Annotated in this window: 15 protein-coding genes; 2 read left to right on the top strand and 13 right to left on the bottom strand. The window is 65.8% G+C overall.

Annotated features, from left to right (window positions below):
- Positions 1-112: 112 nt before the first annotated feature.
- The gene (gene pobA, locus ACQR1F_RS27100; protein ID WP_315802439.1) at positions 113-1,285 is read right to left on the bottom strand and encodes a 4-hydroxybenzoate 3-monooxygenase; all 1,173 of its coding nucleotides are present in this window, start codon (positions 1,283-1,285) and stop codon (positions 113-115) included.
- Positions 1,286-1,456: 171 nt separating this feature from the next.
- Positions 1,457-2,377, bottom strand: coding sequence for a helix-turn-helix domain-containing protein (locus ACQR1F_RS27095; protein WP_316183242.1), 921 nt, complete (start codon positions 2,375-2,377; stop codon positions 1,457-1,459).
- A gap of 133 nt (positions 2,378-2,510) precedes the next feature.
- Between ACQR1F_RS27095 and ACQR1F_RS27090 the strand changes: the two genes are divergently transcribed.
- Positions 2,511-3,674: a cytochrome P450 gene (locus ACQR1F_RS27090; RefSeq protein ID WP_316183241.1), complete on the top strand. Its 1,164-nt coding sequence runs from the start codon at positions 2,511-2,513 to the stop codon at positions 3,672-3,674.
- Positions 3,675-3,916: 242 nt separating this feature from the next.
- Here the strand turns inward: ACQR1F_RS27090 and ACQR1F_RS27085 are convergent, their stop codons facing one another.
- On the bottom strand, positions 3,917-5,035 hold the full coding sequence (locus ACQR1F_RS27085) for an NADH:flavin oxidoreductase (RefSeq protein WP_316183240.1): 1,119 nt from the start codon (positions 5,033-5,035) through the stop codon (positions 3,917-3,919).
- Positions 5,036-5,215: 180 nt separating this feature from the next.
- Between ACQR1F_RS27085 and ACQR1F_RS27080 the strand changes: the two genes are divergently transcribed.
- The gene (locus tag ACQR1F_RS27080; RefSeq protein WP_409997925.1) at positions 5,216-5,539 is read left to right on the top strand and encodes a winged helix-turn-helix transcriptional regulator; all 324 of its coding nucleotides are present in this window, start codon (positions 5,216-5,218) and stop codon (positions 5,537-5,539) included.
- A gap of 20 nt (positions 5,540-5,559) precedes the next feature.
- On the opposite strand, the gene ACQR1F_RS27075 is transcribed toward ACQR1F_RS27080, so the two are convergent.
- The 10 genes from ACQR1F_RS27075 to ACQR1F_RS27030 form a co-directional block, all read right to left on the bottom strand.
- Positions 5,560-7,056: an AMP nucleosidase gene (locus tag ACQR1F_RS27075; RefSeq protein WP_316239048.1), complete on the bottom strand. Its 1,497-nt coding sequence runs from the start codon at positions 7,054-7,056 to the stop codon at positions 5,560-5,562.
- 117 nt (positions 7,057-7,173) lie between these two features.
- Positions 7,174-8,133, bottom strand: a complete 960-nt coding sequence (locus ACQR1F_RS27070) for a Gfo/Idh/MocA family oxidoreductase (RefSeq protein WP_315802434.1) — start codon at positions 8,131-8,133, stop codon at positions 7,174-7,176.
- Positions 8,134-8,997 (bottom strand): class III extradiol dioxygenase subunit beta, encoded by an 864-nt coding sequence (locus ACQR1F_RS27065; RefSeq protein WP_315802433.1) that lies wholly within the window; start codon positions 8,995-8,997, stop codon positions 8,134-8,136. It lies immediately after the preceding gene.
- The gene (gene ligA, locus ACQR1F_RS27060; RefSeq protein ID WP_257168873.1) at positions 8,998-9,387 is read right to left on the bottom strand and encodes a protocatechuate 4,5-dioxygenase subunit alpha; all 390 of its coding nucleotides are present in this window, start codon (positions 9,385-9,387) and stop codon (positions 8,998-9,000) included.
- Between the two features lie 12 nt (positions 9,388-9,399).
- Entirely contained in the window at positions 9,400-10,314 is a 915-nt protein-coding gene (locus ACQR1F_RS27055) for an amidohydrolase family protein (protein ID WP_434906957.1), read from the bottom strand.
- A gap of 8 nt (positions 10,315-10,322) precedes the next feature.
- The gene (locus tag ACQR1F_RS27050) at positions 10,323-11,246 is read right to left on the bottom strand and encodes a DUF1932 domain-containing protein (protein WP_316183235.1); all 924 of its coding nucleotides are present in this window, start codon (positions 11,244-11,246) and stop codon (positions 10,323-10,325) included.
- Positions 11,247-11,252: 6 nt separating this feature from the next.
- A complete protein-coding gene (gene ligK, locus ACQR1F_RS27045; protein ID WP_434895982.1) occupies positions 11,253-11,948 on the bottom strand; it encodes a 4-carboxy-4-hydroxy-2-oxoadipate aldolase/oxaloacetate decarboxylase in 696 nt (231 codons plus the stop codon).
- Positions 11,949-11,965: 17 nt separating this feature from the next.
- Positions 11,966-12,991, bottom strand: coding sequence for an amidohydrolase family protein (locus ACQR1F_RS27040; protein ID WP_316183233.1), 1,026 nt, complete (start codon positions 12,989-12,991; stop codon positions 11,966-11,968).
- Between the two features lie 43 nt (positions 12,992-13,034).
- Positions 13,035-14,411, bottom strand: coding sequence for an MFS transporter (locus ACQR1F_RS27035; protein ID WP_434914174.1), 1,377 nt, complete (start codon positions 14,409-14,411; stop codon positions 13,035-13,037).
- Between the two features lie 218 nt (positions 14,412-14,629).
- A partial coding sequence (locus ACQR1F_RS27030; protein ID WP_434914173.1) for a hypothetical protein occupies positions 14,630-14,878 on the bottom strand: 249 nt, incomplete at its 5' end.

Here is a 14,878-nt window from a genome sequence, read left to right as displayed (position 1 = left end):
GCCCCGAACTATGCCCTGTGATTATGGGTCCCGGCTCAAGGCCGGGACGACAGGAGAGTTTGCTGATGCGGTTACGCCATCAGTTGACGCCGACGAAGCGCGCCGCGCTCGCTCAGAACGGCAGCCCGACATAGTTCTCCGCCAGCGACCGCTGCGCGGCCTCGGACGAGAACAGATAGGCGAGCTCGGTGTCCTGCAGCCTGTCGTCGTAGGACAGCCGGTCGGGGAAGCGATGCAGCAGCGTTGTCATCCACCACGAGAAGCGCTGCGCCTTCCAGATCCGCGCCAGCGCGCGCTGGGAGTAGCCGTCGATGCCGGCGTCGTCGCCCTTTTTGTAGTGATCGAGCAGCGCATGATAGAGATAGTAGATGTCGGACGCCGCCGAGTTCAGCCCGCGCGCGCCGGTCGGCGGCACGATGTGGGCGGCGTCGCCGGCCAGGAACAGCCGGCCGTAGCGCATCGGCTCGGCGACGAAGCTGCGCAGCGGCGCGATGCTCTTCTCGATCGACGGGCCAGTGATCAGCTTGGCCGCGATCTCATTGGGCAGGCGGCGCTTCAGCTCCTCCCAGAACGCATCGTCGCTCCAGTCCTCGACCTTGTCGGTGAGCGGCACCTGGACGTAATAGCGACTCAGCACCTGGGAGCGCAGCGAGCACAGCGCGAAGCCACGCTCGTGCTTGGCATAGATCAGCTCCGGCGACACCGGCTTGGTGCGCGACAGCACGCCGAGCCAGCCGAACGGGTACACCCGCTCGTATTCCGTCAGCTTGTCGTGCGGGATCGACTTGCGGCTGACGCCATGAAAGCCGTCGGCGCCGATGATGTAGTCGCAGTCGACGCGGATCACCTCCTCGCCGCTGCGATAGGTGACGTAGGGCTTGTCGGAGGCGATGTCGTGCGGCGTGACGTCGGCCGCGTTGTGCACGACCTTGCCGCCGAGCTTGTCGCGGGCCTCGTAGAGATCGCGCGTCAGCTCGGTCTGGCCGTAGACCATCACCGAGTTGCCGCCGGAATATTTGTGCAGGTCGACGCGGTCGAGCTTGCCGTCATGGGCGATGTAGAAGCCGTGATGGATCTCGCCCTCGCGATCCATGCGCTCGCCGCACTGCGCCTCGCGCATCAGCTCGGCAAAGCCGTGCTCGAGCACGCCGGCACGGATGCGCGACAGCACGTAGTCGCGGCTGGATTTCTCCAGGATGATCGTATCGATGCCCTGCAGATGCAGGAGCTGCGACAGCATCAGCCCCGACGGGCCTCCGCCGATGATGCAGACTTGGACTTTCATGGGCGTGTTCTCCCGGATTCGCAGACGCAGGTTTGTTGGGTATGCTTTTCAGTGGCGGATTTTACCAAGAAATGCGCAGGATCAGTTGGATGGACGCGGCATTCTCTTGTACTTTTCCAACACCATGCCGCGACGCAAAACGAATGCGACGGTGGTATCGGGCGGCGCCGGTCAGCCGGCCGGCGGCGCCGCGCCGTCTCCCACGCCCATCGCGCGCCGATAGTCGCGCGGGCTGGCCCCGGTGTGGCGCTTGAAGAAGCGGCAGAAATAGGCCGGGTCCTTGAAACCGAGCTCGAACGCCAGCTTCGACACCGGCGCTGCAATATAGGTCAGCCGACGACAGGCCTCACGGGCCAGACGCGCATGCACGATGTCGAGCGCGGACTGGCCGGTCTCGGCCCGCGTCAACCGATTGAGCCGCTCCGGCGTCATGCCGAGCTCGTCGGCGTAGCGCGCCACCGACCAGTGATCGCGGTGATGCGCCTCAACCAGCACGATGAAGCGGGTGAACAGATCAGCGTGCCCACTGCCGCGCCGCCCGCCTTGCGACTGCCGCGCGCTCTGCTGCGCCAGCCGCCACACGATCGAGCGCCCGAGCCAGTGCGGCACCGGGGAGGCCGCGGAATCGGCCGCGGCGAACTCGCCGGCGAGGTCGACGAACAGCGTGCCGATCCGGCCCGTCGCAACGGCTTGCGGCTCCAGATGCAGGATTTGCGGCGCTGCAAACAGGTCGCGCAGCGCCTCGCCGGTCGCCGGCACGTCGCCCTCCACCACCGCCCGCGGATTGAAGGTGAGCACGTAGCCGTCGGTCTCGCGCGAGAAGCGGAAGGCATGGACCACGCCGGGCGGAATGATCACCGCCACCGGGCCGGTGCAGCGCTCGCGGCTTTCGTCCAAGGCGATCTCGGCCGGGCCGGAGGCGACCCAGAGGATCTGATGCAGGCCCTGGTGCGTATGCGCCTCGATTTCCCAGCGATACAGCTTGCTGCGCACCTGGATCGGCTCGACATGCAGCATGTCCGGCTGCGCGGCGGAGGCTTCGCCGTACAGCGCGAAGGCCGGGATCGACGGCTTGGTGCGAAAGCGGGGCATGAGCGAGAGCTAACCCCGAATGTCGGAAAAGTACAAGTCTTGACCGGCTTTCGTGTCTCACGCCGCGGCCACGGCTCGGCTAGATCAGTGAAAAGAACAACAACGACCACACTCAATGGAGAGGAGGCCCGACATGTTCACGTTCGACCCGTATTCGCCGGCGGTCGATGCCGACCCGTTCCCGTTCTACAAGACGCTGCGCGACGAGCACCCCTGCTTCTGGAGCCAGCAAGCCCAGATGTGGATCCTGTCGCGCTATGCCGACGTGGCAGCGGCGGGCACGAACTGGCAGACCTATTCGTCGGCTAAGGGCAACCTGATGACCGAGCTGCCGAACCGCGCCGGCGCGACGCTCGGCACCACCGATCCGCCGCGCCATGACCGGCTGCGTGGCCTCGTCCAGCATGCCTTCATGAAGCGCAATCTGGAGAGCCTGTCAGGCCCGATCCGCGACATCGCGCGCGACAGCGCCGAGGCGCTGCGCGGCCAGGACCGGTTCGACTTCATCGACGCCTTCTCGTCGAAGTTCACGGTGCGCGTGCTGTTCGCCGCACTCGGCCTGCCGCTCGGCGACGAGCAGACGGTGCGCGACAAGGCGGTGCTCATGGTGCAGAGCGATCCGGTGAGCCGCGCCAAGGGACCGCAGCACATCGCAGCCTACAACTGGATGCAGGACTATGCGGCCGGCATCATCGCGGAGCGCCGGGCGCGGCCGCAGAACGATCTGATCTCGCATTTCAGCATGGCCGAGATCGACGGCGACAAGCTAGACGAGCGCGAGGTGCTGCTGACGACGACCACGCTGATCATGGCCGGCATCGAGTCTCTCGGCGGCTTCATGACGATGCTGGCCTACAATCTCGCCGATCACGACGACGCCCGCCGTGCGGTCGTCGCCAATCCCGATCTGCTGGCGGACGCCGTCGAGGAGTCGCTGCGCTTCAACACCTCGGCGCAGCGTTTCCGCCGCTGCCTGCAGAAGGATCTCACCCTGCACGGCCAGACCATGCGCGAGGGCGACTTCGTCTGCCTCGCCTACGGCTCCGCCAATCGCGACGAGCGGCAGTTTCCCAATCCCGACGTCTACGACATCACGCGCAAGCCGCGCGGCCACCTCGGCTTCGGCGGCGGCGTGCATGCCTGCCTGGGATCGGCGATCGCGCGCATGGCGATCAGGATCGCGTTCGACGAGCTGCACAAGGTCGTGCCGGACTATCGCCGCACCCAGGAGCAACTGCCCTGGATGCCGTCATCGACCTTCCGCAGCCCGATGTACCTGGAGCTGACGGTGCATTAGTTGCGGGGGTTGCAAGCTCAGTCGAGCAAGGCGCAAGGTGACTGCCCCTCACGAAACAACAACAAGCGTTCCACTTCGTCGAGAGGAAGGACGAACGAGCGACAACGGCGGTGCACCCTCTCCCCTTGTGGGAGAGGGTGCACCGGGCTCGTAGCGACTACTCGAACTCAACTAACAGCGCAGATAGCCTGCTCTGCGAAAGGAGGACGCGAACAGACTGGATGAAGGAGCCGCGACACAGCTCACACCAGCGCGCCGAGATCCGCCGCGCTGAAGCCCTTCAGGCCGGCCTTGTCGCCGGACTTGATCTTGGCGACCCATTCGGCATCGCTGATCAGCGCGCGGCCGACCGCGATCAGGTCGAACTCCTCCTTGGCCATGCGCTCCAGCAGCGCATCGAGATCGGCTGTCGTCGACGGCTTGCCGGCGAACGCCGAGAAGAACTCGTCGGACAGGCCGACCGAGCCGACGCTGATGGTCGCGGCGCCCGTGATCTTCTTGGCCCAGCCGGCGAAGTTCAGGCCCTTCTCGCCGTCGACGTCCGGGAATTCCGGCTCCCAGAAACGGCGCTGCGAGCAGTGCAGGATGTCGACGCCGGCCGCGACCAGCGGCTGCAGCCAGTCGGCCATCAGCGCCGGCGTCTCTGCGAGGCGCGCCGCATAGTCCTGCTGCTTCCACTGGCTGACGCGCAGGATGATCGGAAAATCCGGCCCCACCGCCTTGCGGATCGCGGCGACGATTTCGCCGGCGAAGCGCGAGCGCTCCTTGATGCTGGCGCCGCCATAGCGATCCTCGCGCTGGTTGGTGCCGGACCAGAAGAACTCGTCGATCAGATAGCCGTGCGCACCGTGGATCTCGACGGTGTCGAAGCCGGTGCGCTTGGCGTCGGCCGCGGCCTGCGCGAATGCGGCGACGGTGTCGGCGATGTCGTTCTCGGTCATCGCGTTGCCGCGCGGCTTGCCAGGCGCAACCAGCCCGGACGGGCTCTCGACCGGCGCATCAGGCTCCCAGCGGCTCATGCCCTTGGTCGAGCCGGTGTGCCAGATCTGTGGCGCGATGCGGCCGCCGGCCGCGTGTACGGCGCTCGCCACGCTCCGCCAGCCAGCCAGGGCTGCGTCACCGTGGAAGAAGGGAATATTGGGCTCGTTGCGCGAGGCCGGACGGTTGACGACAGTGCCCTCGGTCAGGATCAGCCCCACGCCGCCTTCGGCGCGGCGACGGTAATAAGCGGCATTGGCCTCGCCGGGAACGCCATTCGGCGCCGCGTTGCGGGTCATCGGCGCCATGACGATGCGGTTCTTCAGCTCCAGCGACTTCAGGCGAAACGGACGAAACAGCACGCTGGTATCGAGGTCGGACATTCAGAGGGCTCCATTGCGTTCGGAACCGCTCCAGTATACTTCGTAAACCTGAAGTCAATCAGGCACCCGAAGTCGCTCAGGTATATCAGAGGAAACCGCGTCGTGACCGTCGCGTCGACATCAGAGACCGCCCCGCTCCGCTGCAAGCCGCAGCACTTCTCGTCGGAATGCCCGAGCCGGGTGCTGATCGACCAGATCGCCGACAAATGGTCGATGATGGTGCTGGCCGTGCTGGACGGCGGGCCGTTGCGCTTCAACGCGGTCAAGAAGCAGCTCGAGGGCGTCACCCAGAAGGCGCTGACGCAATGCCTGCGCCGGCTCGAGCGCAACGGCCTCGTCGCGCGGGAGGTAATCGCGGACTCGCCCGTTGCCGTCCAGTACGAGATCACGCCGCTCGGCCGGACCCTGCAGCCGCCATTCCGCGCGCTCTACGCCTGGACCATCGCCAAGATGCCCGAGGTCGAGCAGGCGCGTCAGGCCTTCGACGAGCGCCGCGGCCGCTGATCGGCGGCGGTCGCAGACCGCTATTGAAAGGCGACTTCGGCGAAGCTGCGCAGCTTGCGCGAATGCAGCCGCTCCGACTCCTGGTGCTTCAGCAGTTCCAGCGCCTTCAGCCCGATCTGGAGATGCTGGCCGACGCGCTGCCGGTAGAAGTCGCCGGCCATGCCGGCGAGCTTGATCTCGCCATGCAGCGGCTTGTCGGAGACGCAGAGCAAGGTGCCGTAGGGCACACGGAAGCGATAGCCGTTGGCGGCGATGGCGGCGGACTCCATGTCGAGCGCGACGGCGCGCGACTGCGACAAGCGGCGGATCACCCCAGGGCCGGAGATCTCCCAATTGCGGTTATCGACGCTGGCCACCGTGCCGGTCCGCATCACCCGCTTCAGCTCAAAGCCGGAATAGCCGGTCACCGTCTCCACGGCCTCTTCGAGCGCGACCTGCACCTCGGCCAGCGCGGGGATCGGCACCCAGGGCGGCAGCTCCTGGTCGAGCACGTGGTCCTCGCGGACGTAGCCGTGCGCGAGGACGTAGTCGCCGAGCCGCTGAGTGTTGCGCAGTCCCGCGCAGTGGCCGACCATCAGCCAGGCATGCGGCCGCAGCACCGCAATGTGGTCAGTGACGTTGCGCGCATTCGACGGGCCGGTGCCGATGTTGATCAGTGTGATCCCCTGATGGCCTGGCTCGACCAGATGAAGCGCCGGCATCTGTGGCGTGCGCGCCGGCGCGGAGCCCGTGGTGCCGCCGCCGAGCCGCGCGGTTCGCGTGATCACATTGCCCGGCTCGACGAAGGCCTCGGCTGCCCCCTGCGCGGCCGCCAGCTGCTGGCGGCCCCAATCGGCGAAGGCGTCGACATAGAACTGATAGTTCGTGAAGATCACGAAATTCTGGAAATGGTCCGGGTCGGTCCCGGTGTAGTGATAGAGCCGACGCAGCGAGTAGTCGACGCGCGCGGCGCGGAACAGCGACAGCGGCTCCGGCATGCCGGGCTTCAGCTCGAGCGTGCCGTCGGCGATCGCATCGTCCATGGTCGCGAGATCCGGAGCGTCGAACACGTCGCGCAGCGAGCGCGTCACCAACGGGCTCTCGTGGTGCGGAAGCGCCGTCTCGATGTTGATGTCGCGGCGATAGGCGAAATGCACCGGGATCGGCTCGGCCGACTCGCCGATCTCGACCGGCATGCCGTGGTTCTCCACCAGCAGACGGATCTGCTCGGTGAGATACGAACGGAACAGGTCTGGCCGCGTCACGCTGGTCTCGTGCACGCCGGGCCCTGCGACGAAGCCATAGGCCAGACGCGAGTCGAGCCGGGCATGACTTGCGGTCGTCAGCCGCACGAAGGGATAGGTGGCGCGGATCCGTGTCGCCGGCACGACGCCGTTGGCATAGGCCTCGAAATGGCCGCGCAGGAACGCCGTGTTGCGCTCGTAGATCTCCTCGAGCCGGGCCACCGCGGCGGCCGCGTCGGTAAAGCTTTCGGTCTGGAACGGTTGCGGCGATTGCACGGTCAAGGGCGGCCTCATCTTGCTGAAGCCGATGGTAAGCGAAGCCGCCATACGAGTGCAACGCTCGTCGGCGGATCTTCCAGGCGCCGCCGAGGGTCCCCTCCCCGCGCGCCGAGACGCGAGGAGGGAATCGGCTCAGCCCTTCGCGAGCTGCGCGTCGAGGTCGTGCAGCACCTGGTAGCAGGGCAGCACCTGGGCAACGGACGCGTTGGGCTCGCGGCCCTCGCGGATCGCGGCGAAGAACTCGCGGTCCTGCAGCTCGATGCCGTTCATGGAGACATCGACCTTGGAGACGTCGATCTTCTCCTCCTTGCCGTTCACCAGATCGTCGTAGCGCGCGATGTAGGTGCCGGTGTCGCCGATGTAGCGGAAGAAGGTACCGAGCGGGCCGTCATTGTTGAACGACAGCGACAAGGTGCAGATCGCGCCATTGGCGGCCTTGAGCTGGATCGACATGTCCATCGCGATGCCCAAGGTCGGATGGATCGGTCCCTGGATCGCATTGGCCTTCACGATCGGCGAGCCCGCCTGGTAGGCGAACAGGTCGACGGTGTGCGCGGCGTGGTGCCACAGCAGATGGTCCGTCCAGCTGCGCGGCTGGCCCAGCGCATTCATATTGGTGCGGCGGAAGAAGTAGGTCTGCACATCCATCTGCTGGATGTGAAATTCGCCGGCCTTGATCTTCTTGTGCACGAACTGGTGGCTCGGATTGAAGCGGCGGGTGTGACCGCACATCGCGACCAGCTTGGTCTCCTTCTGCAGCTCGACCACCTGCTGGGCGTCCTTCAAGGAGTCGGCGAGCGGAATCTCGACCTGCACGTGCTTGCCGGCCTTGAGGCAGTCGATCGCCTGCGCCGCATGCATCTGTGTCGGCGTGCAGAGAATGACGGCGTCGACCTCCGGCAGCTTGAGGCTGTCGGCGAGCTCAGTCGCGACGTGCTTGATGCCGTATTTGTCGGCGACTTCCTTGGTCTGGTCGAAGCGGCGGCCGACCAGCGACACCACCTCGACGCCGTCGATGTTCTTGATGCCGTCGAGATGCTTGATGCCGAAGGCGCCGGCGCCGGCGAGCGCGACCTTGATCGTCTTGGCCATTTAGTTGTTCTCCAGGATCAGATGGCCGACCGCGGTGTTGCTGGCCGGCACATGATAGAAGCGGTGGCGCACGGTCGGAGCGTTGCCCTTCTTGGTCTCGTTGACGTCGCTCATGGCGCCGCGCGCGATCAGCCACATCACGAGCTCGATGCCCTCGCTGCCGGCCTCGCGGACGTAGTCGATGTGCGGCACCTTGGACAGGCCTTCGGGATCGTTGATCAGCTTGTCCAGGAACATGTTGTCCCATTCCCGGTTGATCAGGCCGGCGCGCGGGCCCTGCAGCTGATGGCTCATGCCGCCGGTGCCCCAGATCTGCACGTTGAGCGGCTCGTCATAGCTCTCGATCGCCTTGCGGATCGCCTTGCCCAGCATGAAGCAGCGGCGGCCCGACGGCACCGGATATTGCACGACGTTGACGGCGAACGGGATCACCGGACACGGCCAGGCATCGACCTGGCCGAACACGAGGCTAAGCGGCACGGTCAGGCCGTGGTCGACATCCATCTTGTTGACGATGGTGAGATCGAAATCGTCCTGGATCACCGACTGCGCGATATGCGCGGCGAGCTTCGGGTGTCCGATCACCTTGGGCACCGGGCGCGGCCCCCAGCCCTCGTCGGCCGGCTGATATTCGGCTGCGGTGCCGATCGCGAACGTGGGAATCATGTCCAGGCTGAAGGCGGTCGCGTGGTCGTTGAAGACCAGGAACACCACGTCCGGCTTCTGCTCCTTCTCCCACTGCTTGGCGAAATCGTAGCCGGCGAACACCGGCTTCCAATAATCCTCGCCGGTCTTGCCGAGGTCGAGGGCGGCGCCGATCGCCGGCACGTGCGAGGTGAAAACGCTTGCGGAGATTTTTGCCATTTACTTCTTCTCCCCGGTGTAGCGGTTGCCCTCAACCGAGCGGCCGCCCTTGATCATCATCTCGCGATACTGGTCTTCAGTCATGCCGGTCATGCTGCCGGCCATTTGCTGAAAGCTCTTGCCGTCGGTCGCGCCGATCTTGGCGAGGAAGTAGATGTTGCCACCAAGCGCAATGCAGCGGTTGAGGTCGCGGTCGAGCACGGCCTGCTTCTGCTCCTCGCTCATCGGCCATTCGTCGAGATAGGCGCGCTCGTTGGCCTTGAAGCGGGCGCGGTTCTCCGCCTTCATCAGCGACATGCAGAACTGGTTGAGGTGATAGCCCATCCGCGACATGTCCGCGTCGAAGATGGTCGTGCCGGGAACGTCGGTATAGGGTTTGTCGAGCGACATCGCTTCCCTCCTTCAGGATTCTTCGGGCCAGTACAGCCGCATCGGATTGTCGACCAGGAGCTTCTGCTGCAGCTCCGCGGTGACGGCGATGTGGGGAATGAAATCGACCAGCAGGCCGTCGTCGGGCATGTGGTCCTTGAGGTTCGGATGCGGCCAGTCGGTGCCCCACAGCACGCGATCCGGGAACGTCTCGACGATGCGCTTCGCGAACGGCACCACGTCGCGATAGGCGTTCTGCTCACCGTTCAGCGCCGGCGGTCCCTTGACCGAGAGACGCTCCGGGCAGCTCACCTTGGACCAGACGTTGTGGTGCTCGCGCATGAACTTCACGAACAGCTCGAACTCCGGGCCATCGACCGGCTTGGTCACGTCGGGACGCCCCATATGGTCGACGACGACGGTGGTCGGCAGCGAGGTGAAGAAATCCCACAGCTCCGGCAGGTCGACGGCCTCGAAATAGATCACCACATGCCAGCCGAGCTTGTTGATGCGGCTGGCGATCTCGACCAGCTCGTCCTTGGGCGTGAAGTCGACCAGGCGCTTCACGAAGTTGAAACGGACGCCGCGCACGCCGGCGTCGTGCATCGCCTGCAACTCGGCGTCGGTGACGCTGCGCTTGACGGTGGCGACACCGCGCGCCTTGCCGTTGGAATGCACGAGCGCATCGACCATCGCGCGGTTGTCGGCGCCGTGACAGGTCGCCTGCACCACGACGTTGCGGGCGAAGCCGAGATGGTCGCGCAGCGCGTAGAGCTGGTGCTTGGAGGCATCGCAGGGCGTGTACTTGCGCTCGGGCGCATAGGGGAATTCGGCGCCAGGGCCGAACACGTGACAATGCGCATCGACGCTGCCGGCCGGCACCTTGAAGCGCGGCTTCGACGGGCCGTCATACCAGTCCAGCCATCCCGGGGTCTTCTGGAACTCCATGAGGTTCCCTACTCCTTGGACTTGATCTTGTTGATGATACGATCGGCCTCGGTGCGCCAGTCCGGGCTGCGCGCGAATTCCTTGGTGCCGCGCGTGCCGAACAGGCCGTCATCGGCGAGATCGGCGACCCAGGCCTGGCGCTCGGCGGTGCCTTCCGCCGACCACGGCGTCAGCCCGATGTCGCGTACGGTCTCGGCCACCTCCCTCACCTCCTCGGCGCGGCGGCGGCCATGCTCGATGACCCGCTGAAAGAAATAGGCGCCCTGCTTCTCCCAGTCGATCCCGGGAAAGGTCTCCTTCAGCGAGGCCAGCACCGCGTCCTCGACGCCATAGGCGCGGGCGGTGGTGAAGCTCTCGATCACCATCGCCTCCAGGCCCTTGATCATGATGCTGCGGCACATCTTTGTGGCCGAGGCCACGCCGAGCTTGTCGCTGGCGGGCTTCGCGGCAAAGCCCAGATCGTTGAGCAGCGGCGCCAGCTCGCGCGCGCCGGCGCCTCCCAGCAGCAGCGGCACCTTGATGCGATAGGGCGGCACCGAGGTCATCACCGCGCCTTCGACATAGCGGCCGCCGGCGCCGTCGATCAACGCGGCCGCGCGCTGCTTGGCGCCGGGCGAAGCCGAGTTGAAGTCGAGGAACCACGCGCCTGTTTTGATCTTCGGAGCGCAGGCTTCCGCCACCGCCACGTCCTGGCTGGCGGTCACTGCCGAGACGATGAAGTCGGCCTGCGCCGCCAGTTCGGCATGCGAGGCCGCGAGCGTCACGCCGATGCCGTCGGCATGGCTGCGCATGGCGTCGCCGCGGCTGTCGGCAAGCTTCACATCATAGGCCGAGACACGCACGCCGTCCTTGCGCAGATCCTCGGCGAGGATCTTGCCGACCTCGCCGTAGCCGATCAGCCCGACATGCCACTGGTTCGACGCCGCGGTCATCGCTGCTCAATCGACGTATTTGAGCCCGGCCTTCGCCAGCGGCTCGCGCATCTTGTACATGTCGAGGCCAAGCACGCCCGACGCCAGCTTCTCGCGCTTGTCGGCCTCGTTGGCCTCGCGCGCCGCGGCCGCGTCCGCCGCCTGGTGCGCGACAGCAGCCGGCACCACGACGATGCCGTCGACATCGGCGACAATCACGTCGCCGGGATTGACGGCTGCGCCGGCGCAGACGATCGGAATGTTGACCGAGCCGAGCGTCGCCTTGACCGTGCCGCGCGCGGAGATCGCGCGCGAGAACACCGGGAACTGCATGTCGGTGAGATCGGCGACGTCACGGACGCCGCCGTCGATGACGAGGCCCTGGGCGCCGCGGGCGCGGAAGCTGGTCGCCAGGAGATCGCCGAAGAAGCCGTCGGTGTTCTCGACCGTGCAGGCCGCGACGACGACGTCGCCGGGCTGGATCTGCTCGGCCGCGACATGCAGCATCCAGTTGTCGCCGGGCTGCAGCAGCACCGTGACGGCCGTGCCGCACATCTTCGCCGTCGGATAGATCGGGCGCATGTAGCATTGCATCAGGCCGACGCGGCCCATCGCCTCGTGGATGGTGGCGACGCCGAACTTCGACAGCTTCTCCACCGCCGCCTTGTCGGCGCGGTTGATCTTCGTCTTGACGATGCCGAGATTGTTCATGGGGGTGCTCATATCGCCTGCCCTTTAGATTACTTGCCCTTGGCCTTCAACGCGGCGTCGAGACGCGGGAACACGCGCCGCGCATTGCCTTCGTAGATCTGGTGGCGCTGCTCTGGGGTCAGCTTGGCGGCCTCGATGTAGCGCTTGGTGTCGTCGTAGTAGAAGCCGGTCTCCGGATCGATGCCGCGGACGGCGCCGATCATTTCCGACGCGAACAGGATGTTGTCGATCGGGATCACGCCGGTCAGGAGGTCGATGCCCGGCTGGTGATAGACGCAGGTGTCGAAGAAGATGTTGTTGAGCAGATGGTCCTTCAACAGCGGCTTCTTCAGCTCCTGGGCGAGGCCGCGGAACCGGCCCCAGTGATACGGCACCGCGCCGCCGCCATGCGGGATCAGGAACTTCAGGGTCGGGAAGTCCTTGAACAGGTCCGACGTCAGGCACTGCATGAACGCGGTGGTGTCGGCGTTGAGATAATGCGCGCCGGTGGTGTGGAAGCAGGCATTGCAGCTGGTCGAGACGTGGATCATCGCGGGGATGTCGAGCTCGACCATCTTCTCGTAGATCGGATACCAGTGCCGGTCCGACAGCGGCGGCGAGGTCCAGTGGCCGCCGGACGGGTCCGGGTTCAAATTGATGCCGACGAAGCCGTACTCCTTGATGCACTTCTCGAGCTCGGGAATGCAGGTCTTGGGGTCCACGCCCGGCGACTGCGGCAGCATCGCGACGCCGATGAAATTGTCCGGGAACAGCTTGCTGACGCGGTAGCAGAGCTCGTTGCAGATCCCAGCCCAGGTCGAGGACACCTGGAAGTCGCCGATATGGTGGGCCATGAAGCTCGCGCGCGGCGAGAACACGGTGAGGTCGCTGCCGCGCTCCTTCATCTTCTTGAGCTGGTTGCTCTCGATGCTCTCGCGCAGCTCGTCGTCGCTGATCGAAAGCTCCGACGCCTTGGGCATGACGGAGGGATCCTTGATGCCCGCGATCTGCCGGTTGCGCCACTCTTCGAGCGCCTTCGGAGCCGTCGTGTAATGGCCGTGCACGTCGATGATCACGTCAGTCTCTCCCTCAGATTGTCTCGCGAGCCAGCTAGCGCCTTCAATGCGCCGCCACGGGGGCGCCGACATCCTTGCCGCTGGCGCGGCCTCCCGGTCCCACGACCTGCTTTACCACAAGGGCGAGCGCCGCGATCAAGCCGGGAACAGCGATCACGGTGAAAATCTCGCTGAAGGTCAGGTGCCGCGCGGTCAATTCGGCGACCAGGAACGACCCGGCGATACCGCCGAAGCGACCGATGCCCATCATCCAGGCGACACCGGTGGCGCGGCCCTGGGTCGGATAGAACGCCGCGGCCAGCGCCGGCAGCGACGACTGCGCCGTGTTCATGACCACGCCGGCGACGAACACGATCACCACCAGGAAGCCCATGTTGCCGGCCGCCTGCCCGATAAGGAAGATCGTGACCGCCGTCAGCGCATAGCCGACCGCGACGATGCGGTTGGCGTTGAAGCGGTCCATCAGCAGGCCGAAGAACACCGCCCCGACGCCGCCGAGCGGGAACAGCGCCGAGATCAAGGTCGCGGTCTGCGGGTTCAGCCCGACATCCTTGAACAGGATCGGCATCCAGTTGATCAGCGAATAGAAGATCACCAGGCCCATGAAATAGGTGACCCACAGCATCAGCGAGCCCACACGCAGCACCGGCGACAGCACCATGCCGATGCCTGTGGCATTGACGCGCCGGGTGGTCTCGGCATGCTCCGGCTCCAGCATCACGAACTGCCCGACTTTGGAGGCGGCAGAGGAGACCCTGCGCATGACCTTACGGACACGGTCGACACTGGCGCCTCGCGACAACAGGTAGTGCACCGATTCCGGCAGGATCGCGATCAGCAGCACCGTCAGCACCAGCGGGGTGACGCCGCCGAGCACCAGCACGCTGCGCCAGCCCCATTGCGGGATCATCCACGCCGCGAGAAAGCCGCCGCATGCCGCGCCCAGCGGAAAGCCGCAGAACATCAAATTGGTCATGGTCGCGCGCAGCCGGCCCGGGCAGTACTCGCTGAGCAGGGTCACGGCATTCGGCATGGCGGCACCGAGGCCGATGCCGGTGACGCAGCGGAGCATGGTGAGCTCGGTGAGGTTGCTCGCGAACGCCGAGGCAAGACAGGCGATGCCGAAGATCAGCACGGAGCCGACCAGCACCAGCTTGCGGCCGAGACGATCGGCGATAGGCCCTGCGAACAGCGCCCCGCCGGCAAGGCCGAACAGCGCCGCGCTCAGCACCGGTCCCAGCGCCGACTTCTCGATGCCCCACTCCTTCAGGAGCGACGGCGCGATGAAGCCGATCGCCGCGGTGTCGAAGCCGTCGAGCAGCACGATGACGAAGCCGAGCGCGAAGATCAGCCACTGGAAGCCGGAAAACGGGTGGTCGTCGAGAAAGGCCTGGACGTCGACACGGGCTGTCGTTGGCATCGCTTCTGCTTCCTTGGGGTGCTGTTCTGGCGCGTCAACCGAGGTCCGCAGGCGCAGGTTCGTCGCGCGATCGGGTCCTGCAGCTTCGGCAGCTTGACAGGCTATGTGACGGACAGGGACAGCGCGCGCCAGCGCCCGGGGACTTCTATCAGCTATTCCGAAACGGCATAAGATCTCACATGAGCCATGCTGAATTTAGAATGGGTCTGGAGAGGCCGCTACAGCCGCTTGGGCGCAACGTCGAGGCTCACACCTCCACCTCCCCAGGCGACGCTGCTACACTTGAAGATCGGAGCTTTGCGCTCGCGTGTCTCCAAGTCGTCAGGGCCGGGCTTGTCCCGGCCATCGACGTTGGTCGGCATCCTGGGAATGACGTGGATGCCCGGGACGAGCCCACGGCTGTCCGGTTCAGACAGACTGGACATGGTGCATGGCGTGGATTCTTCTGCGGTCTTGAGCATCGCCAA

Origin of the sequence: Bradyrhizobium sp. HKCCYLS3013, assembly GCF_051167615.1 — a bacterium.
In the GTDB taxonomy this organism is placed as follows: Bacteria; Pseudomonadota; Alphaproteobacteria; order Rhizobiales; family Xanthobacteraceae; genus Bradyrhizobium.
Note: the sequence above shows the minus strand (reverse complement) of the source record. Positions and strands in the feature narration are given on the sequence as shown.

Excerpts from the sequence above, each read along its gene's own strand:
- ligA (WP_257168873.1), bottom strand. The coding sequence starts at position 9,387 with ATGTCGCTCGACAAACCCTATACCGACGTTCCCGGCACGACCATCTTC.
- ACQR1F_RS27035 (WP_434914174.1), bottom strand. The coding sequence starts at position 14,411 with ATGCCAACGACAGCCCGTGTCGACGTCCAGGCCTTTCTCGACGACCAC.
- ACQR1F_RS27055 (WP_434906957.1), bottom strand. The coding sequence starts at position 10,314 with ATGGAGTTCCAGAAGACCCCGGGATGGCTGGACTGGTATGACGGCCCG.
- ACQR1F_RS27095 (WP_316183242.1), bottom strand. The coding sequence starts at position 2,377 with ATGCCCCGCTTTCGCACCAAGCCGTCGATCCCGGCCTTCGCGCTGTAC.
- pobA (WP_315802439.1), bottom strand. The coding sequence starts at position 1,285 with ATGAAAGTCCAAGTCTGCATCATCGGCGGAGGCCCGTCGGGGCTGATG.
- ACQR1F_RS27090 (WP_316183241.1), top strand. The coding sequence starts at position 2,511 with ATGTTCACGTTCGACCCGTATTCGCCGGCGGTCGATGCCGACCCGTTC.
- ACQR1F_RS27085 (WP_316183240.1), bottom strand. The coding sequence starts at position 5,035 with ATGTCCGACCTCGATACCAGCGTGCTGTTTCGTCCGTTTCGCCTGAAG.
- ACQR1F_RS27050 (WP_316183235.1), bottom strand. The coding sequence starts at position 11,246 with ATGACCGCGGCGTCGAACCAGTGGCATGTCGGGCTGATCGGCTACGGC.
- ACQR1F_RS27065 (WP_315802433.1), bottom strand. The coding sequence starts at position 8,997 with ATGGCAAAAATCTCCGCAAGCGTTTTCACCTCGCACGTGCCGGCGATC.
- ligK (WP_434895982.1), bottom strand. The coding sequence starts at position 11,948 with ATGAGCACCCCCATGAACAATCTCGGCATCGTCAAGACGAAGATCAAC.
- ACQR1F_RS27075 (WP_316239048.1), bottom strand. The coding sequence starts at position 7,056 with ATGAGGCCGCCCTTGACCGTGCAATCGCCGCAACCGTTCCAGACCGAA.
- ACQR1F_RS27070 (WP_315802434.1), bottom strand. The coding sequence starts at position 8,133 with ATGGCCAAGACGATCAAGGTCGCGCTCGCCGGCGCCGGCGCCTTCGGC.